Consider the following 26,959-nt stretch of genomic DNA (forward strand, 5'->3'; position numbering starts at 1 on the left):
GATGACCACCACCACGTGATCGACCAGTTCACCGCGCCTGCCCATGGTATAGCTTTCCTTTACCGCATCGACGATGCCCATGTTCTTGTCGGTCATCAGCGGCATCATGTAAATGCAGCAGAAGGTGACCGCCACCACGACGACAATGCCGGGCAGAAAGAGCAGCATGAATCCGATGGCGGTGGCCACGAACACGGCGAAACCGAACCCCAGAAGGGGAAGAAACAGATTCATGTGCGCGAAAAGGTCCTGTACTTTGGGTTCCCGGCCGTTGCGCATCAGTTGGAGCAGGCTCTGGGTGTAGCCGGCCAGGGTGACCGGGGCCAGAATACCCAGGGTGAGTGAACTCACCGCCACCATGACCAGGGTGATGAGTATCAGCGAGACGACATTGCCAAGGGTCAGGTTCCAGGCGGTTTCGATGTGGCGCTTAAAATCCATGGTCGCTCCTGAACGTGTGTAGAGAAATCAATAGTTGATGGAATTCGACATAACCAGCTAAGATATTATATAATCTAAAATATTGAATGGCGGCCTGTTCGGCTGGAACGGATGGACGCATATACCGGTTTTTGATGGTTGTTGTCAACCATCATTGCCTTCGACGACAGACGCCGCCGATCCTTTTTACCGCGTTTCCCGCAATTACCGGTCCAATCGACCGTCCAGCATCTGTCTCATTAGATCCCGGTCGGACCTCGCCTTGGCGAGTTTCAGTTTTAGGGCATCGCGCGCGGCGGGTGGTGACTCAGCCAGTTCTTTTTCCAGGCGGTCGACCTCCTGTTGAAAACGATAAAGATCCCTGGCAATGAGCTGCAAGGTCATGGCGTCCTATTTCGGTCTCTTGGGGAACCTGCGCGTTTTGAGCACGGCAAAGGGGCCGCCTTCATCCTGGGGCTGGCACCGGCAGGCCGTTTGGTTGAGATCTGCACCGCAGCGGCTGCATAATCCTTTGCATGCATCCCGGCACAGGGGTTTAAACGGCAGGGACATGATGATCTGCTGGGCAATTTCGTCACCAAGATCGATGTAGTCCCCGCTGTAGACGATCACCTCCATGTCCTTTGCCGCGAGCTCGATGTCATCCACGGCGGCCGCATCATCCATGGCCGGAATTTCCGGCACGGCCGTTCCAGAAAAGTTAGTATCTATATTGATATCAAAAGGTTCAAGGCATCGGCTGCATGGCAAACGGACTTTGGATTCAGCCCTACCGTCGATCAAAACCGTTTTTCCGGATAGCCTCGCATGAATGCGCGCATGAATGGGATGGTTGAAAATTACCTCTGCTTCGCCGGCAACTTCACTGAGCAGAGGCAGTGAAGCTGCATCTTCTCGCTGGTCCAGATCCAATCCCTGTTCGGTGATACTGCCGATGTGGATTCGAAACATAAATAATTAGTTGACTGTATGCATGCAATGCGTTGGTACAGCTTTCCTGGCATGCTAGCAACAGCCAGGGGCGTCGGTTCGGTCAGTGATTTTACAGCTTTTCTTCATTGCCGGCAAGCTCCATGTCGAGGAACCTGACCCCCTACCCGTTGAACCCGGTTGATCGACGGTTTCCCGCCTCAGAAGATGAAGTCTTCAATGTCGGGAAGATCGACGGCTGTTTGCTCTTTGATCGTTGGAACAGAATGGTTCTTTGCGTGGTTCTGGGGAAGGTTTAAGCGGCCTGTCTCGAAAAAAGATTAGCTGCCAGCCGCCTTGGTGAGGATCGTGACGGATGATATAAAGGCTGCCGTCATCACCGATAAGTTTGAAATATCGGTGATCCGGTGCCAGCCAGCGATCCTGGACGGAAACGACGCTGACCTGGCGTGTACCCATGGTCAATCGCCGCGGCGTCTCTTCGTCCCGGTAGCCGGCATAGCAATCGACCCGGATATCCATTCTATCTGCCAGGCATGATAATTCGGGAGTCATCGTGCTGCTTATTCTGCTCCTGTTCCTGCATCTTTCTGATCTGCTCTACCATACGGGCCATTTCCTGTTCCATAGCCTCGGGAAAGGCCTGGATGGCTTCGGCCAGATTGTTGGCCATTAATTTGGCCTGCAAGGGCAACGGTCCCTGTGGGGTGAGGATTTGCGTGTGGCCGTAAAAGACGGGTGACCGGCTGGAATCATCCTTGCCGTCCGCAGTGACCGGCACCATTCGTCGAATGGAGGCCACTTTGAGATCGGTGAGTGCGTCCTCTCTGTAAAGGTTAGCGGTATCCACTTTAAAATCAATTTGTTCTTGTCCTGGCATGAAGGTTCTCCATTCATTGTAGGTTATGGTGAATTCGTAATAATATGAAGGCATAAGATAGCTGATTTTGATCAAGGTGTCACGGAGTTTATAAAAAGTGCGTGAACATGGAGTGAGGTGGTTCATGTTGTTGAAGTTTGCGGCCACCCGTCATATACTTCCCCGCATGCATACCCCAAAAAAGACACCCCCTGCAGACGGGCACCTTTTCAGGCTCCGCATGACCACTATCGGCATCTCTCTGTCTGTCTCCGTAGCGCTGATGGCCGTCAAATTCTATACCTATCACCTGACTCGCTCTTCGGCGGTGCTCTCCGACGCGCTGGAGTCCATTATCAACGTCGTGGCCGCCGCTTTCGCCGTGGTGAGCATCTGGATGGCTGCACAACCCCCTGATTCCGATCATCCCTATGGTCACGGCAAAATCGAGTACTTTTCCGCCGGGTTTGAAGGGGCACTGATCATCTTTGCCGCCATCGGAATATTCAAGACCGGCATCTCGCATCTGCTGAGGCCCCAACCCCTTGCCAACCTGCAGGCGGGCCTGGCCATTCTGGTGGCTGCCGCAGCCATCAACCTATTGCTTGGCATCGGACTGGTAAGCGTTGGGAAAAAAACGGAATCCTTGACTCTGATCGCCGACGGCAGGCATGTGCTCACCGATGTATACACCTCTGTGGGGGTGGTTGTCGGACTACTGCTAGTCCACTTGACAGGCTGGCTTTGGTTGGATGGCGGCATTGCCTGCCTGGTAGGCGTCAATATCCTCGTGACCGGAACCCGACTGGTGCGCCAGAGCTTTTCGGCGTTGATGGACGCATCCGACCCCCACCTTCTCGACGAGATATCCCGACTGCTTGAAAAACATCGCCAGGACGATTGGATCGACATTCACCAGCTGCGGGCATGGCGGTCTGGAAATTTCGTCCACATCGATCTGCACCTCGTGCTTCCCAGGGACTACCTGCTCGATGATGCCCATAACCAGGCCAAAGCATTGGAAAAGTTGCTCGTCGAGCATTTCGGGGGCAATGCGGGGGTTCTGGTTCACATGGACCCGTGCGGAACGGTGTTGCCAAATGGCAAGACGCTGGCGTGCTGGGAAACCTGCTCAGAACGTCCGGAAGCAGGAAAGGGGAGCGCTGAACGCATCGGACCGTTTGTAAAGCTCGGTGGCGATAGATGATTTAGGCCCTATCCCCACGAGACTCAGAAGGGGTACCGGAGGGGGTCATTGCGCTGGAATGGTGGCGATGGGTTTCACGGGCAGGGAAAAATAAAAAGTGGCGCCTTTTCCCGGTGTGCTTCTGACCTTCAGTTCTCCGTTGTGGTGGCGGATGATCTGGCGGGTGATCGAGAGCCCCAGGCCGGTTCCCGGTGGGCGTCCGCGGGTCGGATCCATCACCTGCTGAAACTTGTTGAAAATCTGTTTCTGGTCGGCCTCGCTGATGCCGATGCCGTTGTCCGTGACCGACACCGTCAGTCGGTCGTCGACATCCTCCAGTCGGATGTCGATCTGCCCCCGGTCCGGGTCGCAGAATTTTACGGCATTGGAGATCAAATTCACCATGGCCTGGATCAACTGGTCACGATCGCCTTCGACGGATCTTGCGGTGTCCGGCAGATTCATCTGCATCCCTATTCGTTTTTCTGCCACCAACTGGCCGGTGGCGCTGACCGCATCTTCAACCACATCCTTCAGATCCACCGTCGTTATGGCCCAACGCATGCGGCCCGACTCCAATTTCTGGAAATCGAGTACCTGGGTGATCAGCCGGGTCAACCGCTGGGTTTCACGGATGATTATACTGGAAAATTCCCGTTGACGGTCCGGGGTCGTATCCGGATAGTCGTGGAGAATCTCGGCAAGGGAGCGGATGGCCGTCAGCGGGGTTCGAAGTTCGTGGGAGACCGTTGAAATAAATTCATCTTTCAACCGATCCAATTCTTGAAGGCGCTGGTTGGCTGCCCGCAGTTCCGCTGAGGCGCGTTCCAGTTCGCGGCTGTAGATGATTGCCTGGCGGGTTTCGTTTAAGATATCCATCACCTCTTCGATGCCAAGGGGTTCCTCCTTGACCACCGAGGCGACCATTACCCGCGCCGAGGCCGACCCGATGGCGCCGGCCAGCAGTTTTTCAATGTGATTGACCAGCCCGGGGTCCCGGGTGAGGGACTGGTCCCAGTCGATGCCATATTCCAGGGCATAATTGTCCAGTGCCGCTTCGGTTCGTTCTCTGCCCAAAAACCGTTCCAGCATGGAGACGAGGTCGGGCAGGTAAGCGGTCCCGCGCCAGACGGAAGAGTCATGAACCCTGCCCACATACCGGTAGACATCCACGAACATGGCTGCCTGGGTGTGCTCCATGGCCGATGGCCTGCTGATCAGGGATCCGGCCGCGTAGCAACCCACATTGGCCAGCATGCTCCAGAACACCGCATGGGTGATGCGGTCGAACACATCCAGGCCGAACAGTTCAAAGGGCTTTAAAAAAGCGATGCCAAAGGGCCCGTGTTCCAAAAAATCCTGGGGCATCAGTCCGGCTCCGGCCAAAGAAGGCAGAAACAGAGTGTAACACCAAACGGAAAAACCGGCCACGAGCCCCAGCAGGGCACCGGTTCGGGTCCCGCCTTTCCAGAAAATCCCGATCAGCAGTGCCGGCGCAAACTGGGCCACTGCGGCAAAAGAAGTCAGGCCAATGGAAACCAGGGTGTAATATTCTCCGGCATAGTGGAAATAGGCGTATCCCATGAGCAGCACCAGGATAATGCCCAGGCGTCGAATGGATAACAGGATACTGCTCAGATCCTTGCGCTGGGATAACTTCAGCGATGGCATGTGCAGCAGTACCGGCATCACCAGGTCGTTGCAGATCATGGTCGACAGGGCCACTGTTTCCACGATGACCATGCCGGTTGCCGCCGACATCCCTCCGATAAACACCAACAGGGTAAGAAAGACCTGTTTGTTGGCCATGGGAAGGGTCAATACGAACATATCCGCATCAAGGCCGCTGGAGCCGAAAGAGAGCATGCCGGCAAAGGCCACCGGTAGGACGAATATGTTAATGGCCAGCAGGTAAAGGGGGAAGAGCCAAATGGCTTTATTCAAGTGGGCTTCGTTGACATTTTCCACGACCATGACCTGAAATTGGCGGGGAAGAAAGACGATGGCCATCATGGAAAGGAAAATGTGGGCGAACCAGCTGGAGAATGCGCCGGCATCCTTCGGCAGGGTCATCAGCAGACGAAGTTCGGGCGATGCGATGGCCCTCTGGCTGAGATCGGCAAACCCGTTGTAAATGAAAAAGGTGATAAACGTCCCCACCGCCAGAAATGCCACCAGTTTGACGATGGATTCAAAGGCAATCGCCGCCACCAGACCTTCGTGGCGTTCGGTGGCCTCGAGGTTCCTGGTACCGAAAAGGGTGGCAAAAACCGCCAAGAAAAGCGCCACGTAGAAGGTGGTGTCGCTCCACAGCCCGATGCTGCCCGGATAGGACAGCGGTTTTAGCGACGGGTATTGATGGATCAGAAGAAAGCTGGAGGATATGGCCTTGAGCTGGAGTGAGATGTAGGGAATGATGCCCAGCACGGCGATGACGGTCACCACACCCCCCAGGGTCATACTCTTTCCGTAGCGCGAGCCGATGAAGTCGGCGATTGAGGTAATTCGGTGAATTTTCGAAATGCGGACGATCTTTTTCAATACCAACCAGCCCAGCGTGACCATCAAGGTGGGTCCCAGATATATGGTCAGAAAGGCCGGACCGGCTGAGGCGGCACGCCCTACGCTGCCGTAGAACGTCCAAGCGGTGCAGTAAACTGCAAGAGAGAGCGCGTAAATGTAGGGATTGCTGATAATGCTCCTGCCGAGGTCGGCACGCTTGTCGCCGTAATAGGCGATACCAAACAAGACGCCGATGTAGCACAAGGAGACGAAGATGACGGTTTCCGTTGCCAGCATGCCAACTTCCCTTACTCGCTATGATCCGGAAACGGAGTGTCCGGCTTGGAGCGGCTGATCATGAATATCAGGAAAATAATCAGCGCCCAGGCGGCGAACAGATAAAGATATAAAATGGGAATGCCCAAAGCCAGTGCCGATCGGTTAAACAGGTGGAGCAAAGGGAAGTTGAACAGCAGCATGCCCAGTAAAAAAAGACCCACCAGGCGTCTGCCGTTGATTTTATCACGGGTCATGGGACAGCTCCTTCCTCCAGGATCAGGCCGGCAGGCAAAGATTCGCCGAAAATGGCATCTCGTTCATTCGGTTTTCGTGAAGCGGGTTGGGTCAGGCGTGTCAGCGGTTCGGGAAAATCGCCGGCAGACGCAATCCATTGGACAATTGCATCACAGGTCTCCAGATCGATGTCTCGCAGAGGGTCGCCGGTCTTCCGGCCGAGGTGGGAAAGCATCTCAACCACCGGTTTCGGATTTTTCCAAGTCAGGGAAAGTATCGTGGCGACCCAGGCAACGATTTCAGTCGGCGGAACCACCCGGTCGATGGAACCATATAGCAGGTCGCGGGCGCCCAGACGGGACAGTGTCCACAACAGCTGCGGTTGGGGCTTTCGGGTTTTAAACTGGGCGATCAACTGGCGTCCCAGGATTATTTTGTCCTTGACATGCAGGCGTTCCAAATTTGCCGTCGCCATCCACATTTCGGTGAATTCCTGCCGGGGAATACGCGAGCCTTTTTTCAGCACCAGCGAAGTGGAGATGTCCTGAAAAAACTGGCGTTGCTGGCCGGGGCTGAGACCGGCGGCCACCCGTCGCCACATGATCCACCATTCAACGCGTACCTGGGGGGCGTTGGTGTGGACAGGCCCTTTTTTGTAGATCCGCCACAGTTTTTTGACGCGATGCGGATCAAAACCTTCTCCCATGCCCGGTCTCAGGCAATATCCAAGCAGGTTCATCCAGCGGCCTTCACTCGCGGCAGAATCCTTTCTGGCTGCCACCCCATCGAGCAGCGTGTCGGCCAGATCTCGCAGCAGACTCAGCGGCCAACGATCCCGGGGGCAGTCAAGGGCGTCGGTGAGATCGGATATCAGGCGGGGCAGCCGCGACCGGTCACCACCGGATGCAAACGCCGATCGAACGACCTGTTGGGCCTGTTCGACCCGAGATGCCTCGAAAATTTCCCTTTCGGCCACCGCTTCGGACGCAACGGTTCCCCTCAGCTGGAAACGCAGCTGCCACCGGTGAGGCGAGGTCAAGGACTGGCACCAGATTTCAAGGGTGCCCGCCTCGGTATAACTCGCCTCTAAACGAACGGGAATTTCGGATTGGATGCCCTTGTCGCCAAACTGAATAACCGTATTCAACGACGGCAGGGCGGTCAGGCTGTCGTCGATGTCAATCCGATCACCGCAATGGTCGCCGGATCGAAAACTGGAACTGAACAGATCGATGGCTATCGGCTGATTGGCCAGGACCTTGAACACGCGGTCGGGTAGGGTGATGGCGCTGCCTTCTTCCAGCCCACGTTCCACCAGGCACACCGCCTGCTTTGCACCACCGCTGCCAGGCGAATCGCCAGTACCCACGCCCACGTAAAAACTGCGGGGGCTTCCGCTGCCGACGCGGACACCGATGCCTGCCTTGACCATCCCGTAGTAGGCTGCACCCAATGATACCGCCAGATCCATCTCTCGGTTGTCCAGGACCACTGGGCCTGAATCACGCGAAAAACGATGGCGAACAGCCTCCTGGATGCGATCCTGAAGCACCTGCGCCTTCAGCGACCCGCCGTTGAAAAGGATCAGGTCAGGACAGGGATCGACGATTCCGATGGCCGCCGTTACATCCGCCTGATGCCGCTCCAGAAAACGATTCAGGTGGCCGGTAATGGCGGTATCGGCTTCATAGGGAAGTCCCCATGAGGCGCTTCCTTCCAAAGAATCCGTATGGCTGCTGGATCCGGATAGCGGAAAAAATTGCTCCAAAACGATCGTTTCGATCTCTTGGCGGTTGATTTGGGCGGTCAGGGTGCCGGCAATCAGACTCGATCCTGCGCCCATCAGGGTGACCCGGCCGCTGTCCGACACGCCGTCCAGAATATCTTCCTTGATGCGGCGACATTGATGGCAGAGCGTTTTCCAGGCATCCCTGTCCATGGCGGACGGTGACTTTCCCAGGCGGCGGGCCACGCTGCGGGCAATGGCCAAGTCCATGTTGTCGCCTCCCAGGATCAGATGATCACCAACGGCGATCCGCTCGAATCGGGGGCTGCCGTCTGCCATGCGCAGTGAGATGAGCGTGAAATCCGTGGTGCCACCGCCCACGTCGCAAACCAGAATCAACTGGTTGGTGGATACGTGGTCGGGCCAATCATTCTCGTGCCGCATCAGCCAGCTGTAAAATGCGGCCAGCGGTTCCTCCAGCAAAATGACATCCGGAAGGCTTGCCATGCGGGCTGCTTCCAGGGTCATGTCCCTGGCCACCTCGTCGAAGGAGGCGGGTATGGTGACGACCACCATCTGGTTCTCCAGATAACGCTCCTCATCATCCTGCATGGCCACATTCCACGCCTTGCGGATGTGTTTGAGATAGGCGGCCGACGCCTGGACCGGCGAAACCTTGAACACCTCGTCCTCGGCTCCCCAGGGCAAAATCCTGGCCCGGGTATCCACCCGTTTGTTGCACAGCCAGCTTTTGGCTGACGAGACCAGTCGCGCCGGCACCTTGCCGCCATGGTCGCGGGCAAATGCGCCCACAAAATTTCGGTCATCCCGGCTTCGCTGATCGATGGTCCACGGGGCGGCCATGTCCTGATCGGCGATGTCGTATTCGCCGGGGATGTATATAAACGAGGGTAGGACGGAATGGGGGGCGAACTCTCCGGGGCCGATCAACTGATGGACGGGGAATTTTTGGATAATGGGGCGGTCACGTTCGGCATCCCCCAGGTTTACATAGGCAACCGAATTGTTGGTGGTCCCCAGATCGATGCCGACGACAATACGGCTTTCCGAAGTCAAGGATATCCCCTTTCAGGTTTGACCCTGGCGATGGGTGTCTTGCCGATCCAACCACCGGGCCCCCATTTGACGGCCGGGGGATGAAGGTGGCGTGTCGGAGTTGGGTTAAAAGCGATTACTGGATCTCAACTTCTGCAGGAGCGATGAGCTTCGGGTTCTCCGCCTCTGACAATTTCGGCAGCGAGATGGACCGCAGCTGCCATCCCCGGTGGCGCAATATACCCGAAAAGGGCGGTTGGCCGACCACGTTGCCCACCAGTTTGACGGCATGCTGATCGAATCCGGCAGCGATCTCGACGGTCTCGCCTTCGGCATGCTTCATGACCGGTTCCGGCGAGAGATAGCGGTCCACGGTCTTCTTGCAGTTTTCATGGATGCTGCGCACGGCGGCTCCGATCTGGCCGTCTTCGTAAAGGGAGAGATCCTCTTGGAGAAAATCCATTAACCGACCCTCACGCTGGAGCACGGAAAAAAGGTGCACAAAAAGTCGCTGTTCATGATTGTGTCGCTGCTTTCGATCCGTATCGGATTCCGGCGACATCGCGGCGGACGGCTTTTGGGTCCGTGCAGCAGGGGCTTGGCGGCCCGTCAGCTTGACCAGAATCTCTTTTTGAAACAGCCACTGCAGCATTCCGAAAAAAGTCAGGAAAACATACAACCAAGCATACTCCATCAGGTTCAGCGGTTCGCCTAGGTCCTGGGATCGCCAATAGAAACAAGCCATGATGCCAAACAGGAGCGTCGAAAAAAAAAGCGTTAGAAAGAAGGAGCGCAACGAAAAGGATTTGATCACCGTAACATGATTCATGGGGCGGCCACCTGTCAGGGTTTGAATGGTTGGGTGCTTTATCGGCCTCTCAGGTGAATACCGGCGGCCGTGTCGAGATCATCATATACCGGGTTTTGGCTTGTGCGGGTCAACCGGGTATGCTAAACATGAAGACATAAAGATCAAGTGATCTGTCCCGGTTTGTATGGCCCAAAAAAAAGGCGCTGCCGGCAAATGAATCACCAAAACGTATCATCGATTTCCATGGTAAATAAATACAGACATCGCTTTGACTTTGATATCGGCTACCTGGTGAAAAGCCCGTGCCGGGAATGTATCGACCGTTATCTTTTTCCCGACTGTATGGACAACTGCATGTCCCTTGACAAGATCCGCAGGGTGCTTGCCAACAGCGTTTCCTGCTCACGGTCCTATTCGCCCGTGGAGTCCCACGCGATCTTCCAGGAATCCAGAGACGAAAAATAGATCGTTCTCTGCGTCGCCTTTGCCCGCCTCGTCCCTCCACCAGCTGCTACACGTCGCGGTTTCGTTACCAACCAACCATTGACGGAATCGTAAACCGACTTCCCATCGCCGGTATGGGGGTCGTTAAGCGGAGAATCGATAAAGCACGGCTCCCCAGGTGACCCCGGCACCCAGCCCCAGGAACATGACGGTGCTGCCGGCGCCGACCAGGCCTTTTTCGATCGCCTCGTCCAGTGCCAGCGGAATGCTGGCTGCCGTGGTATTTCCATACCGCTGAATGTTGTTGAAGACTTTTGATTCGGCAAGATCCAGCGCCCTGGCGAATGCCTGATTGATCCGCAGGTTGGCCTGATGGGGGATGAACAGATCGACTGCTGCCAATGGAATATCCGCTTTTTTAAGGGCTTCCCCTACCACCTCTGGAAGACGCCGAACGGCGGTTTTAAAAATATTTCTGCCGTCCATGGTGGGAAAATGTTTTCCTTCCTTCAACATGCTTTCATCGAGTCTTGGATTTTCACGCGATGCAGGCGCGAAAGTCATCAGGCTTTCGGCCAGGGAACCGTCGGCATGCAAACACGAGGATAGAACGCCCTCTTGGACATCCGTATCCATGCCTTCCAGGCAGACAGCCGCCGCCCCGTCTCCGAAAATGACCGCTACATCCCGGCCCCGGGTCGAAATATCGAGGCCGGTGCTGTGCACCTCGGCGCCAACCAGAAGCACGCGCTTGGCCAAGTCGCTGCGTATGTAGGCGTCAGCGGTGGCCAGGCCATATAAAAAACCGGTGCACTGTTGGCGGATATCCAGCGCCGGTGTGGACGACAAGCCCAGTTTATGGGCTAGCAGACAACCGGAACCGGGAAAAAAAAGATCCGGACTCAATGTGGCAAAAATGATCAGATCGATCTCGTCAGGGGCCCATCCGGCGCGTTCCATGGCGATTGTTGAAGCTTCCAACCCCAGGTCTGAGGCGCCGATGCCACCCGCTTCGGGGATCCAGTAGCGCTGTTCAATGCCGGTGCGTTGAATGATCCACTCGTTGGATGTGTCCATCCACTTTGCTAAATCGTCATTGGTGACAAGGCGGGCGGGTACATGACGGCCGGTTCCCTTGATCATGGTTTTTTTCATGGTGACTGACTCCTTGGTGCAATGCTCCCCCGTTTACCTGCGCCTAATTTTTGCCGCATATGCGGTTGGAATATAAACCCGGTTAGAAAAATGATCAAGAAATTTATCTGGTTATGTTGGTGTGATCGATTATTCGAACAGGATGGGCTCGGTTGAAGGACAATGCCTGTGGCGTGTAAAAAAGCCGATTTGCGGGCCAAACAGGGTCCTGAAAATGACAGAAAACAGATAAAATCCTTAAGTTTGTTGGACTTTCGACGATATCTTAATTGCGTTTGAAGAACCTCGACGCATCCAGGGGCGAATCCAGACTGACCTACCGTTACGGGGATAAAACCGGGTTTGATCGTTCATGCGACGATAGCGAGTGGTGGCCGATGATGGGAAAAACAAAAGAACCGTCACTCAACAAAGACGAATCACCGTCGACGGCTACACGTGTGGCAGCAATCGACAATCCGGGAGAAAGCCGCCATGACACTTCCGCCGAGGCGAAGGAAGCCGAATCGGCTGCATTCCAAAACATTCTGGCGGACATCGACAGCCGAAAAGAAAAACCATCCAGCAGTTCCTCTGATAAAGGGACTGGGGATGAAGACGAACAGGAATGGGGCAACGCCGAACCGGCTGTACGCGACGAAGATATCGAAACCACAGCCGATGAAAAACCCGTCGATTCAGATGACAGCGCCGATGACAGTCTGGACGAGGCTCAGCAAAAGGCTTTCGAGAGTATCATGGCCCAGATTGAGAGCGATGGGCTGACTGACGAACATGCGGTAAGAGAAACGGGCGATGCGCCTGAATCCGAACCGGCTGATGATCTCTCCGCGGGTCCGGAAAAGGTTCTCAAAGAAGCCGATACGGATGATGATGCAGGGCCTGAGGACGCGCCTCCCGTCGATTTAAAGGACGAGGAATCCCCGCCTGGTTCCTATGATATCGAAGATATATTGAACGCGATCGCATCCGATGACAATGATTCCCCGCTGGCGGAAACCGTTTCAGATGACTCGGATTCGGAAACGGCAGCCGTCGACGCGTCAGAAAAAAAGTTGGTTGACGATGATATCGTTGCCCATCGAAAAACAGATGACGACCTTGACCCCCCAGACGGCCCCCAGACAGCCACACCGGCCAGGCATGAGACAGAGACCCCCGAGGCGGGCGAAGGGCCTCGGGTAAAATGTCCGTCAATCGACCCGCAATCGTCAACCGAACCGATGCCCGCCCCCTCGAAAGGCCGGCAGCATCCAGAACCCCTGCGTCAAGCGTCACCACCTGCCGTCTCCAGGCAGAAGAAAGCCGTTCCGGCATCAGTTGTCGCAACCATTTTGGTAGCGATGGCCCTCGCTCTGGGAGGATATGTTTACGACATTCCCAAAAACCTGCTCGCGTCCAAGCCCGCTGCCCCGGATACGGACACCAATGGCCGGGGTAGCGAGATCGTCGCTGCCTCGACGCCTCAGGTAAATAAGCCGTTGGCCGACGATCAGGGCCTGTCCGATCAATCCCGTCTCGGCACGGCCGCCGACAACCTGGACCGGTTGCGACGCCGAATCATCGAAAAAAATGCGGAAATCGGGGAACTGCGCGCCTATTACCAGGCCGGAATCGACTCTGAAATCCAAGCGATTGCCGATAAGGTCGGAAGCGCGGGCAAAGGCAAGATCCCATTTACATCTGCGATGGCGGATCCGAGCGTCAGTATGGGGCTTTCGGCGATTCAACGGCGATATACCTATATCAAAAAACTGGAAAACCCGCAGAATACCCTTGTCAGGAGCAGCGAAGCGTTGCTGTTTTTCTCCCGCAAGGCAGCATTGCTGGCCCTGATGGCTGGTAAAACCAGCGATATCGACATCGATGGGTTCATTGCACAGACGGATGAAGTCCTAAAAATACACAGCAGTGAACTGGCTCGGTTGAACATCGACGCGGTTCCGGCATCGACGCGCACGCTGGCGTCCATTTGGCAGGATATCGAAACACGCATGCCAACCGCAGCGGTAAAGCCCGGCAACCACAACCGGGTCGCAGACACAGACAACGCAACCATCTGGAAAAAGATCTGTGATGGTGATTTTTCCCAGAAACACAGGCTGACCAAGCTGTCACCGGCGGCTGCACGTTGTCTGACCGCATGGAAGGGCAAAGATTTGTTCCTCAACGCGTTGACCGACCTGTCACCGGATGCGGCTCGCCATCTATCTGCCTGGGAGGGGGATTGGCTGGGGTTGAACGGCTTGACGGAGCTGTCGCCTGAGGCCGCCGTTCACCTGTCCCGATGGAAGGGCAAGGGACTCTCCCTGAACAGCCTTTCCAGTCTTTCACCCCGAGTGGTCGCCATCCTGTCCGACTGGCAGGGGGATCAGATCGAACTGGTCAATCTGAAACACATGTCCCACTGGGGTAATCCCAAAACCCGGCTGTTCCTTTCCGAGGACCTGAAACGCAGGCTTATGGCCGCAGGAAAATAGAATAGTGAAGCCATCCATAATTACCTGTCCATCTATCATGTCCGTCATTTTTTGGGTATGGCTGGCATGGCCATCGTCCGCCGTGGCCGAAAACCACGCGGAACGGTTGCGTCAAACCATGGCGGACATCGCCTTGCTCAAAGGTCAGATGGCCGAGAGAAAGACGGATGCCGGCACAATCCAGGAGGCCCTGTCGGCGCAACTGGAGGTCATCGCAACCGAGGCGCGGCGGGAATGGCGGGAGAAAGAAATCGACACCGAGGCGGAAGCCTTGAAAAACCCGAGGCTACTATACGATTTGATGCTGATGGCCGAAATCCAGGCATACATTGATCGATACGCGCAAAAGACTGCCTTTTACCGCGTGGCCTGCGACCGGCTCGATTATCTGTATCAGCAGGCCGACGATGACCTGAAAATCGTCAGCACCCTATCCGGTATGAAAATCGACGCACTCGTTTCACAGGCCGAAAAGATTATAGACGGATACCGTCCCGAGTCTCAGACCATTGTCATCCAGCCCGATCGACTGGTCATCCAGGCGCCGGAAAAAATGTGGGAAGCCCTTAAAAAAAGGCAATAACCAACCGTCTATAAAAACCGGCTCGCGAACCAAATCCAACCCCTATATCGGATGTCAACCGGCACCTGTCTGAATACCAATTCAGGCTAACCGATGGATGGCATCAAGGCCCAGCGGATGACCGGGTGGTTGACTTCAGGAAGGCGATCGAGGCACAGGATGCCGCTGTTTTGCAGCTTGAACACGGTCTGGTCCGGGTCGCCGCACACCAGCAGGCCGATCAATCGCTCCAGAAAGGGCAGGTGGCCGACCAGCATCACGTTCTGGTCCAGGTCCAGGCTGTCGGCGAAGGCGCGAACGTCATCCAGTGGGTTCATGCCGCCGCCAGACCCCAGGCCATCTGCCGGCGACAGCAGCGAGGCAAGGATCTCGGCGGTTTCCCGCGCCCTTTTTTTACCGCTGTGGACAATTCGTGAAACCTTCACCCGGTAGCCTTTGGCCACACCGGCGATTCGTTCAGTTTCCTCCTTGCCTTCGGCCGACAACCCCTTTTCCGGATCCTCGGCTTTGGGCAGGCTTTTTCCGTGTTGAACCACATATAACGCCATGGGGCCTCCTCGACAGGTTCGTATCTAACTTACAGAATTTATCCCCAAACCGGTTCTCGAATCCAACCAATTAAACCAACAAACGGATTGAACCAATCAAACCGGTTACCCTAAACCATCAGATTCATCAATTTATCGTGAAGCACCTCATAGGAATAGAATTTCTCGGCGAGCGCATAGTTGGTTTCGACCATTTTTTTTCGCAGCCCTTCATCTTCGAGCAGCGAGCGGGTGTGCGCGACTGCTTCATCGGTCACATATCCGTCTATTTCAACGGCCGTGAATCCTTTGGGTTTGATGTCGAAGGTGTAAATGGAGTAGCAGTTAACCATGATCGGTTTGCGAAAATAGACCGCTTCCAAAAAAGCGTTACCGAAACCTTCGATTGTTGAGGGGTAGGTGACGAAATCGGCATGGTGATAGATGTCGTTTAACGTGTAGATTTTGCGACCGTCGGCGGTTGTTCCGCGACGGTCGCCGATGATGTCCGAGACGAAAAGGGTGTTGACCTGCATGCGCCGGGAATAGTCGATGATGCGTTTCTCATAGTCGTGCCCCTCGTCTCCGGAGGCATGCGAGATGACCAGACGGGCTTTTGATCCCAACCGACTGACCAATTCGATGGCATTTTCGATTCCTTTGCGTTTTACCACCCGGGTGGGCTGGAGAATCAAGCGTTCATCCGGATCGAGCCCCAGCGCCTGGCGCACGTCGCCGGCATAGTCATCCGGCGGCGGAGGTGGATTCTTGAAATCCATGACATTGGGGATGAGGGTCGCGGAAATACCCGTCCTGAGGCCGAGCTGGTTGTCGGCCGATGAATTGATGACCACATGGCGGATGGTCGGCAGATGAGGCGGGAAGGCCATGTTGAGATAATCCCAGACCGAATTGGTTTTGAACTGCCGGCGCTCCCAGAAAAAATCGTGGTGGTGGGCGATGGTCGGCAAACCCGTTTCGGCGATCAATTCGGTAATCGCCAGACCGAGGGGAATGTTGAGGGGGATGGTCAGCGCATTCTCGGGGACCAGCAGATCGATGTTGAATTCAACAATGAAATCGTATAGCTGATCCTTAAGGTGCTCCTTGATTGCCTGAATCTGCGTGGTCAGTTGGCGGTCCCTGACCTGGTTGGCCGTAGAACCGAATGCGGTGTTGAAAATCGTCCGGATTTCCGGGTCCATAAAGTGGGCCTTGGGCGCCAAGAAAGCCTGAGCCGGACCGCGATCCAGCTCACCGGCAAAATAGAAACACTGGAACCGCTCTTTTTCGAATACGCCGGCCCATTTTTCGGTTTCCAGGGAGACACCATCCGTTCCGGCGAATCGGGTGGAGACGAAGCCGATGTTATGAACCTTGTCGAAGGGAATGTACATAGCGACACCTTACGGTTCGAAAAGGAGAGGGTATTGTATTTCAAGAAGGATCGTCCCTTAACCCGCAGCAGTTGTTTAAAAAAAACATCAATTGACCGTAGATGTCAATGGCTTTAACCGGCAATTGGGCAAACGACCTGTTTTGGAAAAGAGACAGAACGAAATAAAGGCGATTCTAAACCGGATATATGGCCGGCAAAAAGGCGCTGATGCCTATGCACGCCTTGCGGCGGTTCTGGATGCCGTTTCACCCGAGCCGCCGGCTGGGGAAACGGAACTTTTCACCCAGGCGGATATTTTCCTCATTACCTACGCCGACACGCTTTCACGCAAAAAAGAACTACCACTGCAGACCCTGCACCGCTTTTGCAAAGACCATCTCAAGGGGGTCATTTCAGGTATTCACATCCTGCCCTTTTTCCCCTATTCGAGTGACGACGGTTTTTCGGTCACTGACTTTCAAGCGGTGCGCGCCGAGTTGGGCAGTTGGGCGGATATTCAGGCCATCGGCGAGGAGTTCAAGCTGATGGTCGATCTCGTGGCCAACCATGTGTCCGCAAAAAGCCAATGGTTCAAGTCCTATCTGGCAGATGAAAAGGGGTTCGATGAGCTGGCCATCGAGGTCGACCCGGCGGCAGACCTCTCCGCGGTGACCCGGCCCCGGGCCCTGCCCCTGTTGACCGCGTTCCAGAAGCGATCCGGTCAGCGGGTTCATCTGTGGACCACTTTTAGCGCCGATCAGATCGACCTCAATTATCGGAGCCTCGACGTCCTGGAAAACATGGTAAGGACGCTGCGCTATTATGTTTCCCAGGGCGCCCGTATCATTCGGCTGGACGCCATCGCCTACTTGTGGAAACAGATTGGTACCCCCTGCATTCACCTGCCGCAGACCCACGACATGGTCCGGCTGTTTCGCAGGATCCTGGACCTGACGGCACCCGGTGTGACCATCGTCACCGAAACCAACGTGCCTCACCTTGAAAATATCAGCTATTTTGGCAGTGGTGGCGATGAGGCCCAGATGGTCTATAACTTTTCCCTGCCGCCGCTGCTGCTTTATTCGCTGGCTAAAGGCAACGCCCGCGTTTTTTCCGACTGGGCCCAAACCCTGGCGGCGTCATCGGCAGGCACGACGTTTTTTAATTTCAGCGCCTCCCATGACGGCATCGGTGTTCGCCCGTTGGAGGGAATATTGCCTGCATCGGAGATAGCTTGGCTGGCCGACCGCGTTCGCCAAAACGGCGGTCTGGTTTCTGAAAAAGGCAACCCGGACGGCGGCAACAGTCCTTATGAGCTGAACATCACCTTTCTGGATGCGTTGAAAAATCCAGCCGTTGCGGAAGATTCGTTTCAGGTTGCCCGCTTCCTGGCCGCCCAGGCGGTGGTGCTGGCCCTGCCCGGGGTTCCCGGTATCTACATCCACAGTCTTTTGGGTTCGCGCAACTGGGCTGAGGGGGTCTGCATTACCGGGCGGGCAAGAACCATCAATCGCGAGCGGCTTTCGGTCGACGCCGTCTGCGCGCAACTGGAAGATCCGCAACGGCTTAGGGCGCAAGTTTTCCATCCCTATCTCCGCATGCTCCGCACCCGGTCCTGTCAGCCTGCTTTTCATCCGTCGGCCGGTACGGAAATACTTCCCCTCGACGACCGGATATTCGGGATGCGACGCTATTGCCCGGATCAGACCATGTATGCACTGACCAACTTCTCCAGCGACACCCTGAGCGTGGGTCTGCCGGGCGAGAAGGCACATTCGGAGGTTGCCGATCTTCTCGACGGCAGGCTGTACAAGGCCGGTGAAATAACCATCGACGCCTATGAAACCGTTTGGTTGACACCGAAGAAGGTGGCCATCAGGTTGTCCAATTTTCGGCGCAGCGTGGCGTAGGAGTAGTGACGGGCGGCCACGGCATAGTTGTGCGTCGTCATCCGTTCCCGCAGGGCCGGCTGTTCGAGGACTTCCCGAACTTTCTGGACATTTTTTTTGGTCAGAAACCCATCCATGACAATCAGTTCGAACCCCTTGGGTTCGATGTCGCGCACAAAAATGGCATAGCGGTTGATCAACAGCGGCTTCTTGAAATAAACCGCCTCGATAAACGCGTTGCCGAAGCCTTCATAAAGGCTGGGGTAGGTGATGAAATCGGAATGTGCATAGAGCTCCCAGAGGGTCGGCCGGTCCGGCGCGATGGGAACGCGCGTAGCGATCAATCGAAGGTCCACCCCACGCTCGCGGGCATGATCGGCGAGCCAGTCGGCGTACTCGAAGCCTTCGTCGCCGGCCTCGTGGGAAATCAAGAGCTTGAAGTGCGGGTCCTGCAGCTGGTGTACCAGATCGATGGCATGCTCGATGCCTTTGCGCTGAACGATGCGAGTCGGCTGGAGGATCAGGAGATCTTCCGCTGCCAGACCGATGCGCTGTCGAAAGGCATGGGTATCCTTTTCATCATATGCGGGCGGATTTTCGAAGTCCAGCACATTGGGAATGACCACCGATGAGATGCCCGTTCGCAGGGCCAGCTCCTCCTGGGCCGCAGAGTTGATGACCACGTGCTCGATGTTCGGCAGGTTGGGCGGGAAAGCCATGCGCAGGTAATCGCCCACGGCGTTGACCGAAAATCGCGTCCGTTCCCAGTAGAAGTCGTGATGATGCGCCACGGTGGGAATCTGGGTCTCGGCAATCAGTTCGGTCATGGCCAGCCCCAGCGGCAGGTGCATGGGAATGGTCAGTACGTTCTGGGCCACCAGCATGTCGATCTGGAACCGATCGATGAATTCATAAAGCCGTTTTTTTAGGCGCGCGCCCAGATGATGAATCGCCCGGGTTGTTTTGGGGCTTCGCCGATTCCTGCCAAAGATGGCCGCATCGATGATCTGATTGGTTTCATACTTGAAAAAGGCTTCCGGGACGATGAAGCTCCGCTGTGGATCCCGGTCGAGGTCGCCGGCAAACCAAAAACAGCGATGGCCGCTTCGCTCGAAAACCTCCGACCATTTGGCCGCCTCCAGGGACACCCCGTCCGTTCCTGCGAAGCGGGTGGACACAAAACCGATATTTTTACCCATTGTGGCTCCTTCAGACGCGACCCCAGGCGGTTGACAAACCGACCCGGTTACTCAACAATGGCACTGCATGCCAAGACGACTCCGACAAGCGGTCCAGGATCGATGATTCCGTTGCGGAGGACCCATGAAAGTCGCATTTGTTCACTACCATCTGAAAACGGGCGGCGTCACCACTGTCCTCAAGCGGCAGGTCGAGGCCATCCATGGCTTTTTTGACACCCTCGTTCTGACCGGAGACCGGGCGACTTGCGAATTGCCTTGCCCGGTGGTGGAGATCCCCGAATTGGGCTACGACCAGCCGGGCGTTTCAACACCAGCAGCCGACATGGTTGCCGGGCGGGCGCTCGAGGCGCTGAATGAAAAGTGGCCCGGCGGATGCGACGTCCTGCATGTGCATAACCCGACCCTGGCCAAAAACCGGCAATTTCTTCAAATCATTAAAAAACTCCAGCAAGCAGGGGTCAACCTTTTTTTGCAAATCCATGATTTCGCCGAAGATGGACGTCCCGATCTATATTTTAACGAGGACTATCCGGCCGACTGCCATTTCGGTGTGATCAACGCCCGGGATGCCGATATCCTGATCGAGGCGGGTCTGGATCGCGCAGGGCTTCACCACATTCCCAATGCCGTCCAAGGCCTTGCCGGCAACGGAGGCCGATGTCCGAAGAAACCCATTCTCTACCCGGTCCGCGCCATTCGCCGCAAGAACCTGGGCGAGGCCATTTTATTGTCCATGTTCCTCGACAACGAACAGCACATTGCCGTCACCCAGCCGCCGAACAGCCCGATGGATACGGCCAGCTACCGGGATTGGGTCGATTGGGTGCGGCAACACCATCTGCGGGTTGATTTTGAAGCGGGGACTCGCGTCGCCTTTCCTGTGCTTATCGGAAACTCGGCGTCGATGGTGACCACGAGCATTTCCGAAGGCTTCGGGCTCGCTTTTCTCGAACCCTGGACGGCCGGCAAGCTGCTCTGGGGACGACGGCTCGGAAAGATATGCGCGGACTTTGAGGAAAACGGGATTCGGCTGGATTATTTATACGACCAATTCAATGTTCCTTTAGCCTGGATTGATGCCAGGACCTTTTCCCGCGACTGGCATCTTTCGGTTTTCAACGCTGCTGATCGATACGGTCACCCGGTCGTGGTCGATCGGGTAAACCGCGCCTTTGCCCGTCTGACCCGCAGCGAGACCATTGATTTTGGCTTGTTGAGCGAGAAATTTCAACGCCAGTTGATTGCCCGGTTGATCGCCGACCCATCGGCCAAGGTGGAACTGGTGCGGTTGAATCCATGGCTGTCCCACCCCGGGGAGGTGTCAAACCCGTCGGCGATTATCGAAAACAACCGACGGGCAATCATGCAGAATTACGGCGCCGAGCAATACCGGCGCCGTCTCATGGCCATATACGATCAGGTCGCCCAGTATCCGGTTTGCCATCAAATTGACAAGCGTGCCTTGCGAGAGTCGTTCTTCGACCTCGACCGGTTTTCACTGCTCCAATGGGGTGCATATGATCCCGGATAGAAACGCCATATGCCGGCGGCACATCCGCCCCATGGCGCCGATCCCCACCGGGATTCCCCCGGATCTGTCGAAATTGCAGCCCTTTTCGGCCATGCTCTTCGACGTATACGGCACCCTGCTGGTCAGCGGGGCAGGGGACATCGGGTTCAACCAGAAGCCGACGGAAAGCGTTGACGGGGGTTACGATTTGTTGCATCGATACGGCCTTCACCAGACGCCGGACCGCCTCGCCGAAGCGCTGGAACTGGCCATCGCGCGAAGCCATGACGCCTCGCGCCAACTGGGGATCGATTACCCTGAGGTGGATATCGTTCAGATATGGCGGCAGGTGCTTGGTATGGATGACATCTCTCGGGTAAAAAATTTCGCCCTGGAGTATGAACTGATGGTAAACCCGGTCTATCCCATGCCCGGCTTAAAAGATCTGCTATGGGCATGCAAAACCTGCACGATCCCGATGGGGCTCATCTCCAACGCTCAGTTTTACACGGTTTGTTTGCTGGAGTGGTTTCTCGGGACACCACTCGAGATGGGTGGGTTCGATCGACGATTACTTTTTTTCTCCTGGCGGGAAGGACATGCCAAACCATCGATGCATATGTTCAATCTTGCAAAAGCAGCCCTCCTCGGCATGGGGATTCCGGCTGGGTCTGTTCTGATGGTGGGCAACGACATGCAAAACGATATTCTGCCGGCCAAGGCGGTCGGGTTCAAGACCGCCCTCTATGCCGGTGACCGGCGATCCCTGCGCCTCAGAGAATCCGATATCCACTGCAGGGATGTCTCGCCGGATCTGACGGTCACCGACCTTCGTCAGTTGATCGCCGGCGTCGACAATCCGTAATCAATGAGGAGATGATGGAAAGATATCTCGACGTGTTGCCGTCATTCGTAGACCAGATTCGCAAGATACGTGAAATCATCATCAGCAACATCGTACTCATCGGACAGGTTTCCGCACCCACTTTTTACGAGCAACGGCGCGCTGAGTGCCTGGTGGAGCGCCTGGCCGATTTCCAGGTGGACGAATGCAGTATCGATGATTTCGGCAATCCCATCGGTGTAATTCGTGGTGCATCGACGGAGGAGCATTCCATCTTTGTCGTCGCCCACCTCGACACCTTTTCAGAAGTGCAGGCCGATCCGCACTACGAGGTGACGGATAAAACCATCACCGGCGTGGGTGTATCGGACAACTCGGCGGCCGTCGGCGTCCTGGCCTCCCTGCCGGAAATTTTCAGGCGGCTGGGGCTGACCTTTGAATCGGACATCGTTCTGGTTGCCCCCAATCATAGCCTGGCGCGGGGGAACCTGAGAGGCATCCGCCGGCTGCTCCAAACCTGGCCAAAGCCGATCCGGGGTGCCATCTGTCTTGAGAGCGTGGAACTGGGTCGACTCAACTACTATTCCGACGGTATGATCCGGGGGGAGATCAGTTGCAGCATCGCCTCCGAGCGGCAATGGGGCAGGCACCACCAGCCGAATGCGATCATCGTCATCAACGAAGTCATCAATGCGATTCTTGGGCTGCGCCTGCCCCAAAAACCGCGCACACAGATTGTCATCGGCAAGATTGCCGGTGGGTTCAACCATGGAAATATCGCTTATGACGCCAACATCGGTTTCGAAATTCGTAGCGATGCCGATGCGATGGTCAAAGCGCTGTACAGCGATATCAGAGACATCGTCGATGACATCAACAAAGCCTTCGCGGTTGATCTGAAACTCAACCGCATCAGCAATCTCAACGCAACCCGTATGCCGTACAATCATTCCCTGGTCAAATGCGCCGCCCGAATTTTGAATCGCCTGGGCGTGGAAGCCGTGAGTGAACCCAGTGAAACGGCCCTGTCCATTTTTTTGCAGCGCAAGATTCCGGCAGTCACCCTGGGATTGACCCGTGGAAACAATTATCATCAGGATGGCGCCAAAATCGAAATCGAGCCGATGTTCAAGGGCATATCTCAAATAGCGTCACTGATCATGGCCATGGACAATGGGGTGTGTGATGAATAAAAAGTGGATCCAATCGAACACCTTTCACCATTCCGAATTCAAGGACCTCGACCGCCTGGTCGACGCCAAACAGCGCAAAAATATCGCCATCTCCTTATGCCTGCCCACGCTGAACGAGGAAAAGACCATCGCCAAGGAGATCGTCGTCATGAAATCGGAACTGATGACGCGCTACCCGCTTATCGATGAGATCGTGGTCATCGATTCCGGCTCGACGGACAGGACCCGTCACATCGCCCGATCCTACCAGGCGACCGTATACCAGGCCGACGACATCTTGCCGCACCTGGAAAAATTCAAGGGAAAAGGCGAGAACCTGTGGAAGGCGCTTTACGTGACCCGGGGAGACATCATCGTCTATATCGATGCGGACATTAAAAACATTCACCATCGGTTTGGCTATGGGTTGCTGGGTCCGTTGCTGCTTTCGGACCGCATCCGTTTTACCAAGGCCTTTTACGACCGCCCCATCTCGATAGGAGATCATACGTTGCATCCCACCGGCGGCGGACGCGTCACGGAACTGGTGACACGACCGTTGTTTTCACTGTTCATGCCCGACCTGACCCAGTTCGTCCAGCCGCTATCCGGTGAGTACGCGGGATATCGCGATATCTTCGAAAACATTCCCTTTCACATCGGCTACGGGGTGGAGACCGGCATGCTGATCGACATCCATGAAAAATGGGGCCTGGATGTGATGGCCCAGGTCGATCTTGACCGGCGGGTACACAAGAACCAGGATACGAAAGCGCTGGGGCGTATGGCCTTCGTGATCATCAAGACCTTCTTGAACCGTGTCCAGAACTTGAACCGGCTGGACATCAAACAGGAAATCTTCGATGAAATGATTCAGTACAACCGGATACGGGACAGGCTCCAACCACAAATGCATGGGCTTGCGCAGTTCGAGCGGCCGCCGATATCTCAGATCACGGAATATTTGGAAAGGTCCACGCATCGGTCGTCAACGTCGCCGTCGAGAAACGTTTCGCCGCCTTCGCGTCCCAATGATCTCTGTATCAAAAAATAATCGTCGCGGGTGCAGATGCTCAATATCGTGCTTATGAATATGGTTTACATCAAAAATGGCTTCTGCCGTTGTCCGCATCCACCGCCACCGCTGTGGGTAGGCCGTGGCCGGCTATCGTGCTCGGCAGCGGATCGGCAGACCAACCCATACGTTGGATCAGTGTGTCTGGAATAAGAAAGGTACAATATGGCAGAAAAAAAGGTGGCCGGATATGTCAAATCAGAAAATGTCATCTGGTTCGTCGTGGCGTCTCTGCTGATCGGATTTGTTGCGGGCGTCGCCTTCGGCATTTACAAAAGCGGTACGATTGTCGATCCTCATCAATCCGCGCCAGCGGCAGGCATGGACGTCGAACGGCAACAGGCAATCGATATGCTCAAGGCACAGACCGAGAAAAATCCCCAGGACGTCACGGCCTGGATCGACCTGGGACATCACTACTTTGATGCCAACCTACCGGAACCGGCCATCGACGCCTATGAAAAGGCCCTGGCCATCGCGCCCGACGACGCCAATGTCTGGACGGATCTGGGCGTGATGTACCGCCGAAGCGGCAGCCCGGATAAAGCGGTGGATGCCTTTGACCGGGCCATGACGATCGATCCCAGCCATGAAATTTCACGATTCAACAAGGGGATCGTCCTTTTCCATGACCTCAAGGATGAGAAGAATGCCCTGGCCGCTTGGGAGTCATTGCTGGCACTCAACCCCAATGCGAAGTCTCCCGGGGGCCAGACCGTGCGTGAACTGGTTGACCACATCAAAGAGAAACACGAAAATTGAAAATGGATAAAGCGATTGGCAACCAGACCACCCTGATCAGAAAGGGTAGGGTGTTCGATTTTTACGCGGAGAACATTACCCTGCCCAACGGCGTCAGCTTGGATATGGAGATAATCCGGCATCCCGGTGCGGCGGCCATTGTGCCGGTGATGGATGACGGTTCAGTGATCCTCTTGAAACAGTATCGCCATGCGGTAGGCGGTTTCATCTGGGAGATTCCGGCAGGCACTTTAGAATCGGGGGAAGACGCCCGTCAATGCGCCGAACGGGAGTTGATCGAGGAAACCGGGTATGCGGCCCGGCATTTTGATCGACTGGCGGAGATCACCCCGCTTCCGGCATACTCGGACGAGCGCATTCACCTATTTTTGGCTACCGATCTCACCCAGACGGCCCAGAAACTGGATGAGGATGAGCTGCTGGTTGTTCATCGGGTAGCGTTGCGCTTGGCCATAAAAATGGTCATTGACGGTGAAATTCAGGATGCCAAAACCATCGTTGGGCTGCAAATGGCTGCCAACCGCGCGGCCTAAATCGAATAAACCGAAACACCATGAAGGAGGACCCTGTTATGAAAATACTGATCGTCTTTTATTCAACCTACGGGCATGTACACCAAATGGCCGAGGCGGTTGCAGAGGGAATCAGGGAAATAAAAGGTGCAGAAGCGGTCATGCGGCGCGTACCTGAAACGCTCCCTGAAGCGGTGCTTGAAAAAATGGGGGCCGTCGAGGCGCAACAAAGAATGTCGCATGTGCCGATCTGTTCAGTCGACGAGCTGGCTTCTGCCGATGCCGTCATTTTTGGAACACCGACACGGTTTGGCAATATGTGCGGACAAATGCGTCAGTTTTTGGATGCCACCGGTGGTCTGTGGGCGCAAGGTGCCTTGGTGGGCAAGGTCGGAAGTGTGTTCACCAGCAGCGCAACGCAGCACGGGGGGCAGGAATCAACCATATTGTCCTTTCATATATCATTACTGCACCACGGTTTCGTGATCGTGGGGCTGCCCTATGCATTTCAGGGGCAGATGCGAATCGATGAGATAACCGGGGGGTCTCCCTATGGCGCCTCGACGATTGCTGGCGGTTCGGGTGAAAGAATGCCAAGCCCAAATGAACTCGACGCTGCCCGTTTTCAGGGCAAGCACGTCGCTGCGATTGCTTCCAAGCTGAAGGCCTGAATGGGCGTTTGGGACGCGTATTGATCAGTTGTCGACCCGATCCCACCCCTTGAGCCCGCGCATCAGGCAGAGCATCCCCAGAAAAGTAAGTCCGCCTGAGAGGCAGCCCGTGGCAAGGATGCCGCCGGCCTGCCAGACCGCGCCACCCATCAGCGCCCCAACCATTCTCCCGATGCCTGCTGTAGCAAAAAAACCGGACATCATCGTAGCCCGGAACCCGGGCAGTATCTCGGTGCAAAGGGTCAGACTGGTGACCATGGTGAATTCGAAAATGAAGAAAAGAATGGCCAGACCGGTCAGGGAAGCCGTCAGGGACGTGTCCAGAAAAGGCAGCGCAACGTAACTCAGGACGGACAGGCTCAAACCGACAATCAGCGCGCGCTTCAAGCCGAAGCGGTCGGAGACGGCGGCGGTGAGCCCTTCTCCCAATAGTTCGGCCACACCAATGAGGCTGGTCCCCAATCCCAGGGCAACGATGCCCAGGCCAAAGCTTTTTTCCAGCCAGGCCCCATATACCACGAATAGATTGTCGTTGGCCGCACTAGTAAAAAAAACATACCCCAAAGCACCCAATGCCGGCTTGTTGGCGATCAGGCGCGAATAGGCGCCGAGGTATTCAGCGGGTGATATTTTTTGACTTGCCGGCTCAGGTTCGTTGGGGATGATAAAAAACAAGGCGATGGCGCCGATGCATCCCAAAACGCCCATAACCCAAAATGGCGATTGCCATC

General features: G+C 55.7%; 26 protein-coding genes. 13 read left to right on the top strand and 13 right to left on the bottom strand.

Annotated features, from left to right (window positions below; all coding sequences use genetic code 11):
• The 3 genes from ABYV26_RS03280 to ABYV26_RS03290 form a co-directional block, all read right to left on the bottom strand.
• The coding region (locus tag ABYV26_RS03280; protein WP_372678127.1) for a hypothetical protein at positions 1–441 on the bottom strand (441 nt) is incomplete at its 3' end.
• A 204-nt stretch (positions 442–645) separates the two neighbouring features.
• Positions 646–825 carry a hypothetical protein gene (locus tag ABYV26_RS03285; RefSeq protein WP_372678129.1) on the bottom strand — a complete coding sequence of 60 codons (180 nt, stop codon included), beginning with the start codon at positions 823–825 and terminating at the stop codon, positions 646–648.
• A 6-nt stretch (positions 826–831) separates the two neighbouring features.
• On the bottom strand, positions 832–1,392 hold the full coding sequence (locus ABYV26_RS03290; RefSeq protein WP_372678131.1) for a DUF177 domain-containing protein: 561 nt from the start codon (positions 1,390–1,392) through the stop codon (positions 832–834).
• A gap of 327 nt (positions 1,393–1,719) precedes the next feature.
• Here ABYV26_RS03290 and ABYV26_RS03295 point away from each other — a divergent pair, with 327 nt between their 5' ends.
• Complete coding sequence (locus ABYV26_RS03295; RefSeq protein WP_372678133.1) at positions 1,720–1,911, top strand: hypothetical protein; 192 nt, start codon at positions 1,720–1,722, stop codon at positions 1,909–1,911.
• On the opposite strand, the gene ABYV26_RS03300 is transcribed toward ABYV26_RS03295, so the two are convergent.
• Positions 1,895–2,251, bottom strand: a complete 357-nt coding sequence (locus tag ABYV26_RS03300) for a cytoplasmic protein (protein ID WP_372678134.1) — start codon at positions 2,249–2,251, stop codon at positions 1,895–1,897. The two genes, ABYV26_RS03295 and ABYV26_RS03300, sit on opposite strands and share 17 nt — an antisense overlap.
• A 124-nt stretch (positions 2,252–2,375) precedes the next feature.
• Between ABYV26_RS03300 and ABYV26_RS03305 the strand changes: the two genes are divergently transcribed.
• On the top strand, positions 2,376–3,437 hold the full coding sequence (locus ABYV26_RS03305) for a cation diffusion facilitator family transporter (RefSeq protein ID WP_372678136.1): 1,062 nt from the start codon (positions 2,376–2,378) through the stop codon (positions 3,435–3,437).
• Between the two features lie 45 nt (positions 3,438–3,482).
• On the opposite strand, the gene ABYV26_RS03310 is transcribed toward ABYV26_RS03305, so the two are convergent.
• From ABYV26_RS03310 to ABYV26_RS03325, 4 genes are all read right to left on the bottom strand, one after another.
• Positions 3,483–6,215: an ATP-binding protein gene (locus ABYV26_RS03310; RefSeq protein WP_372678138.1), complete on the bottom strand. Its 2,733-nt coding sequence runs from the start codon at positions 6,213–6,215 to the stop codon at positions 3,483–3,485.
• A gap of 11 nt (positions 6,216–6,226) precedes the next feature.
• Positions 6,227–6,451 (bottom strand): hypothetical protein, encoded by a 225-nt coding sequence (locus ABYV26_RS03315; RefSeq protein WP_372678140.1) that lies wholly within the window; start codon positions 6,449–6,451, stop codon positions 6,227–6,229.
• Positions 6,448–9,234 (bottom strand): Hsp70 family protein, encoded by a 2,787-nt coding sequence (locus tag ABYV26_RS03320; RefSeq protein WP_372678142.1) that lies wholly within the window; start codon positions 9,232–9,234, stop codon positions 6,448–6,450. Before ABYV26_RS03320 ends, ABYV26_RS03315 begins: the two co-directional genes overlap by 4 nt.
• A gap of 115 nt (positions 9,235–9,349) precedes the next feature.
• Entirely contained in the window at positions 9,350–10,042 is a 693-nt protein-coding gene (locus ABYV26_RS03325) for a DUF2760 domain-containing protein (RefSeq protein WP_372678143.1), read from the bottom strand.
• 195 nt (positions 10,043–10,237) lie between these two features.
• On the opposite strand from ABYV26_RS03325, the gene ABYV26_RS03330 reads away from it, so the two are divergent.
• Positions 10,238–10,489: a hypothetical protein gene (locus ABYV26_RS03330; protein WP_372678145.1), complete on the top strand. Its 252-nt coding sequence runs from the start codon at positions 10,238–10,240 to the stop codon at positions 10,487–10,489.
• A gap of 123 nt (positions 10,490–10,612) precedes the next feature.
• On the opposite strand, the gene ABYV26_RS03335 is transcribed toward ABYV26_RS03330, so the two are convergent.
• Positions 10,613–11,623 (bottom strand): 3-oxoacyl-ACP synthase III family protein, encoded by a 1,011-nt coding sequence (locus tag ABYV26_RS03335; RefSeq protein WP_372678147.1) that lies wholly within the window; start codon positions 11,621–11,623, stop codon positions 10,613–10,615.
• 380 nt (positions 11,624–12,003) lie between these two features.
• On the opposite strand from ABYV26_RS03335, the gene ABYV26_RS03340 reads away from it, so the two are divergent.
• Together ABYV26_RS03340 and ABYV26_RS03345 are read left to right on the top strand one after the other, a co-directional pair.
• A complete protein-coding gene (locus ABYV26_RS03340; protein ID WP_372678149.1) occupies positions 12,004–14,103 on the top strand; it encodes a hypothetical protein in 2,100 nt (699 codons plus the stop codon).
• A gap of 4 nt (positions 14,104–14,107) precedes the next feature.
• Positions 14,108–14,686, top strand: a complete 579-nt coding sequence (locus tag ABYV26_RS03345) for a hypothetical protein (protein WP_372678151.1) — start codon at positions 14,108–14,110, stop codon at positions 14,684–14,686.
• Between the two features lie 86 nt (positions 14,687–14,772).
• Here the strand turns inward: ABYV26_RS03345 and sixA are convergent, their stop codons facing one another.
• Entirely contained in the window at positions 14,773–15,234 is a 462-nt protein-coding gene (gene sixA, locus ABYV26_RS03350; protein WP_372678153.1) for a phosphohistidine phosphatase SixA, read from the bottom strand.
• Between the two features lie 110 nt (positions 15,235–15,344).
• Positions 15,345–16,610: a glycosyltransferase gene (locus tag ABYV26_RS03355; protein ID WP_372678155.1), complete on the bottom strand. Its 1,266-nt coding sequence runs from the start codon at positions 16,608–16,610 to the stop codon at positions 15,345–15,347.
• 142 nt (positions 16,611–16,752) lie between these two features.
• Here ABYV26_RS03355 and ABYV26_RS03360 point away from each other — a divergent pair, with 142 nt between their 5' ends.
• A complete protein-coding gene (locus ABYV26_RS03360; RefSeq protein WP_372678157.1) occupies positions 16,753–18,501 on the top strand; it encodes a sugar phosphorylase in 1,749 nt (582 codons plus the stop codon).
• Here ABYV26_RS03360 and ABYV26_RS03365 read toward each other — a convergent pair.
• Positions 18,429–19,679: a glycosyltransferase gene (locus ABYV26_RS03365; protein WP_372678159.1), complete on the bottom strand. Its 1,251-nt coding sequence runs from the start codon at positions 19,677–19,679 to the stop codon at positions 18,429–18,431. The two genes, ABYV26_RS03360 and ABYV26_RS03365, sit on opposite strands and share 73 nt — an antisense overlap.
• Before the next feature lie 124 nt (positions 19,680–19,803).
• Here ABYV26_RS03365 and ABYV26_RS03370 point away from each other — a divergent pair, with 124 nt between their 5' ends.
• The 7 genes from ABYV26_RS03370 to wrbA all read left to right on the top strand — a co-directional run bounded on the left by ABYV26_RS03370 (position 19,804) and on the right by wrbA (position 26,228).
• Positions 19,804–21,213 (top strand): hypothetical protein, encoded by a 1,410-nt coding sequence (locus ABYV26_RS03370; protein WP_372678161.1) that lies wholly within the window; start codon positions 19,804–19,806, stop codon positions 21,211–21,213.
• Positions 21,200–22,057, top strand: a complete 858-nt coding sequence (locus ABYV26_RS03375; RefSeq protein WP_372678163.1) for an HAD family hydrolase — start codon at positions 21,200–21,202, stop codon at positions 22,055–22,057. Before ABYV26_RS03370 ends, ABYV26_RS03375 begins: the two co-directional genes overlap by 14 nt.
• A 14-nt stretch (positions 22,058–22,071) precedes the next feature.
• Positions 22,072–23,229, top strand: a complete 1,158-nt coding sequence (locus ABYV26_RS03380) for a hypothetical protein (RefSeq protein WP_372678165.1) — start codon at positions 22,072–22,074, stop codon at positions 23,227–23,229.
• Positions 23,222–24,262, top strand: a complete 1,041-nt coding sequence (locus ABYV26_RS03385; RefSeq protein ID WP_372678167.1) for a glucosyl-3-phosphoglycerate synthase — start codon at positions 23,222–23,224, stop codon at positions 24,260–24,262. The genes ABYV26_RS03380 and ABYV26_RS03385 overlap by 8 nt, the downstream gene beginning before the upstream one ends.
• Before the next feature lie 186 nt (positions 24,263–24,448).
• A complete protein-coding gene (locus ABYV26_RS03390; RefSeq protein ID WP_372678168.1) occupies positions 24,449–25,045 on the top strand; it encodes a tetratricopeptide repeat protein in 597 nt (198 codons plus the stop codon).
• Positions 25,046–25,047: 2 nt separating this feature from the next.
• On the top strand, positions 25,048–25,578 hold the full coding sequence (locus ABYV26_RS03395; RefSeq protein WP_372678170.1) for an NUDIX domain-containing protein: 531 nt from the start codon (positions 25,048–25,050) through the stop codon (positions 25,576–25,578).
• 38 nt (positions 25,579–25,616) lie between these two features.
• Positions 25,617–26,228, top strand: a complete 612-nt coding sequence (gene wrbA, locus ABYV26_RS03400) for an NAD(P)H:quinone oxidoreductase (RefSeq protein WP_372678172.1) — start codon at positions 25,617–25,619, stop codon at positions 26,226–26,228.
• A gap of 24 nt (positions 26,229–26,252) precedes the next feature.
• On the opposite strand, the gene ABYV26_RS03405 is transcribed toward wrbA, so the two are convergent.
• Positions 26,253–26,959, bottom strand: a 707-nt coding sequence (locus tag ABYV26_RS03405; protein ID WP_372678174.1) for an MFS transporter, incomplete at its 5' end; no start/stop codon positions are given.

Source organism: Desulfosarcina sp., assembly GCF_041551955.1.
GTDB lineage: Bacteria > Desulfobacterota > Desulfobacteria > Desulfobacterales > Desulfosarcinaceae > Desulfosarcina.

Excerpts from the sequence above, each read along its gene's own strand:
- ABYV26_RS03285 (WP_372678129.1), bottom strand. The coding sequence starts at position 825 with ATGACCTTGCAGCTCATTGCCAGGGATCTTTATCGTTTTCAACAGGAG.
- ABYV26_RS03290 (WP_372678131.1), bottom strand. The coding sequence starts at position 1,392 with ATGTTTCGAATCCACATCGGCAGTATCACCGAACAGGGATTGGATCTG.
- ABYV26_RS03300 (WP_372678134.1), bottom strand. The coding sequence starts at position 2,251 with ATGCCAGGACAAGAACAAATTGATTTTAAAGTGGATACCGCTAACCTT.
- ABYV26_RS03305 (WP_372678136.1), top strand. The coding sequence starts at position 2,376 with ATGTTGTTGAAGTTTGCGGCCACCCGTCATATACTTCCCCGCATGCAT.
- ABYV26_RS03310 (WP_372678138.1), bottom strand. The coding sequence starts at position 6,215 with ATGCTGGCAACGGAAACCGTCATCTTCGTCTCCTTGTGCTACATCGGC.
- ABYV26_RS03315 (WP_372678140.1), bottom strand. The coding sequence starts at position 6,451 with ATGACCCGTGATAAAATCAACGGCAGACGCCTGGTGGGTCTTTTTTTA.
- ABYV26_RS03325 (WP_372678143.1), bottom strand. The coding sequence starts at position 10,042 with ATGAATCATGTTACGGTGATCAAATCCTTTTCGTTGCGCTCCTTCTTT.
- ABYV26_RS03330 (WP_372678145.1), top strand. The coding sequence starts at position 10,238 with ATGAATCACCAAAACGTATCATCGATTTCCATGGTAAATAAATACAGA.
- ABYV26_RS03335 (WP_372678147.1), bottom strand. The coding sequence starts at position 11,623 with ATGAAAAAAACCATGATCAAGGGAACCGGCCGTCATGTACCCGCCCGC.
- ABYV26_RS03340 (WP_372678149.1), top strand. The coding sequence starts at position 12,004 with ATGGGAAAAACAAAAGAACCGTCACTCAACAAAGACGAATCACCGTCG.
- sixA (WP_372678153.1), bottom strand. The coding sequence starts at position 15,234 with ATGGCGTTATATGTGGTTCAACACGGAAAAAGCCTGCCCAAAGCCGAG.
- ABYV26_RS03355 (WP_372678155.1), bottom strand. The coding sequence starts at position 16,610 with ATGTACATTCCCTTCGACAAGGTTCATAACATCGGCTTCGTCTCCACC.
- ABYV26_RS03365 (WP_372678159.1), bottom strand. The coding sequence starts at position 19,679 with ATGGGTAAAAATATCGGTTTTGTGTCCACCCGCTTCGCAGGAACGGAC.
- ABYV26_RS03370 (WP_372678161.1), top strand. The coding sequence starts at position 19,804 with ATGAAAGTCGCATTTGTTCACTACCATCTGAAAACGGGCGGCGTCACC.
- ABYV26_RS03375 (WP_372678163.1), top strand. The coding sequence starts at position 21,200 with ATGATCCCGGATAGAAACGCCATATGCCGGCGGCACATCCGCCCCATG.
- ABYV26_RS03380 (WP_372678165.1), top strand. The coding sequence starts at position 22,072 with ATGGAAAGATATCTCGACGTGTTGCCGTCATTCGTAGACCAGATTCGC.
- ABYV26_RS03385 (WP_372678167.1), top strand. The coding sequence starts at position 23,222 with ATGAATAAAAAGTGGATCCAATCGAACACCTTTCACCATTCCGAATTC.
- ABYV26_RS03390 (WP_372678168.1), top strand. The coding sequence starts at position 24,449 with ATGGCAGAAAAAAAGGTGGCCGGATATGTCAAATCAGAAAATGTCATC.
- ABYV26_RS03395 (WP_372678170.1), top strand. The coding sequence starts at position 25,048 with ATGGATAAAGCGATTGGCAACCAGACCACCCTGATCAGAAAGGGTAGG.
- wrbA (WP_372678172.1), top strand. The coding sequence starts at position 25,617 with ATGAAAATACTGATCGTCTTTTATTCAACCTACGGGCATGTACACCAA.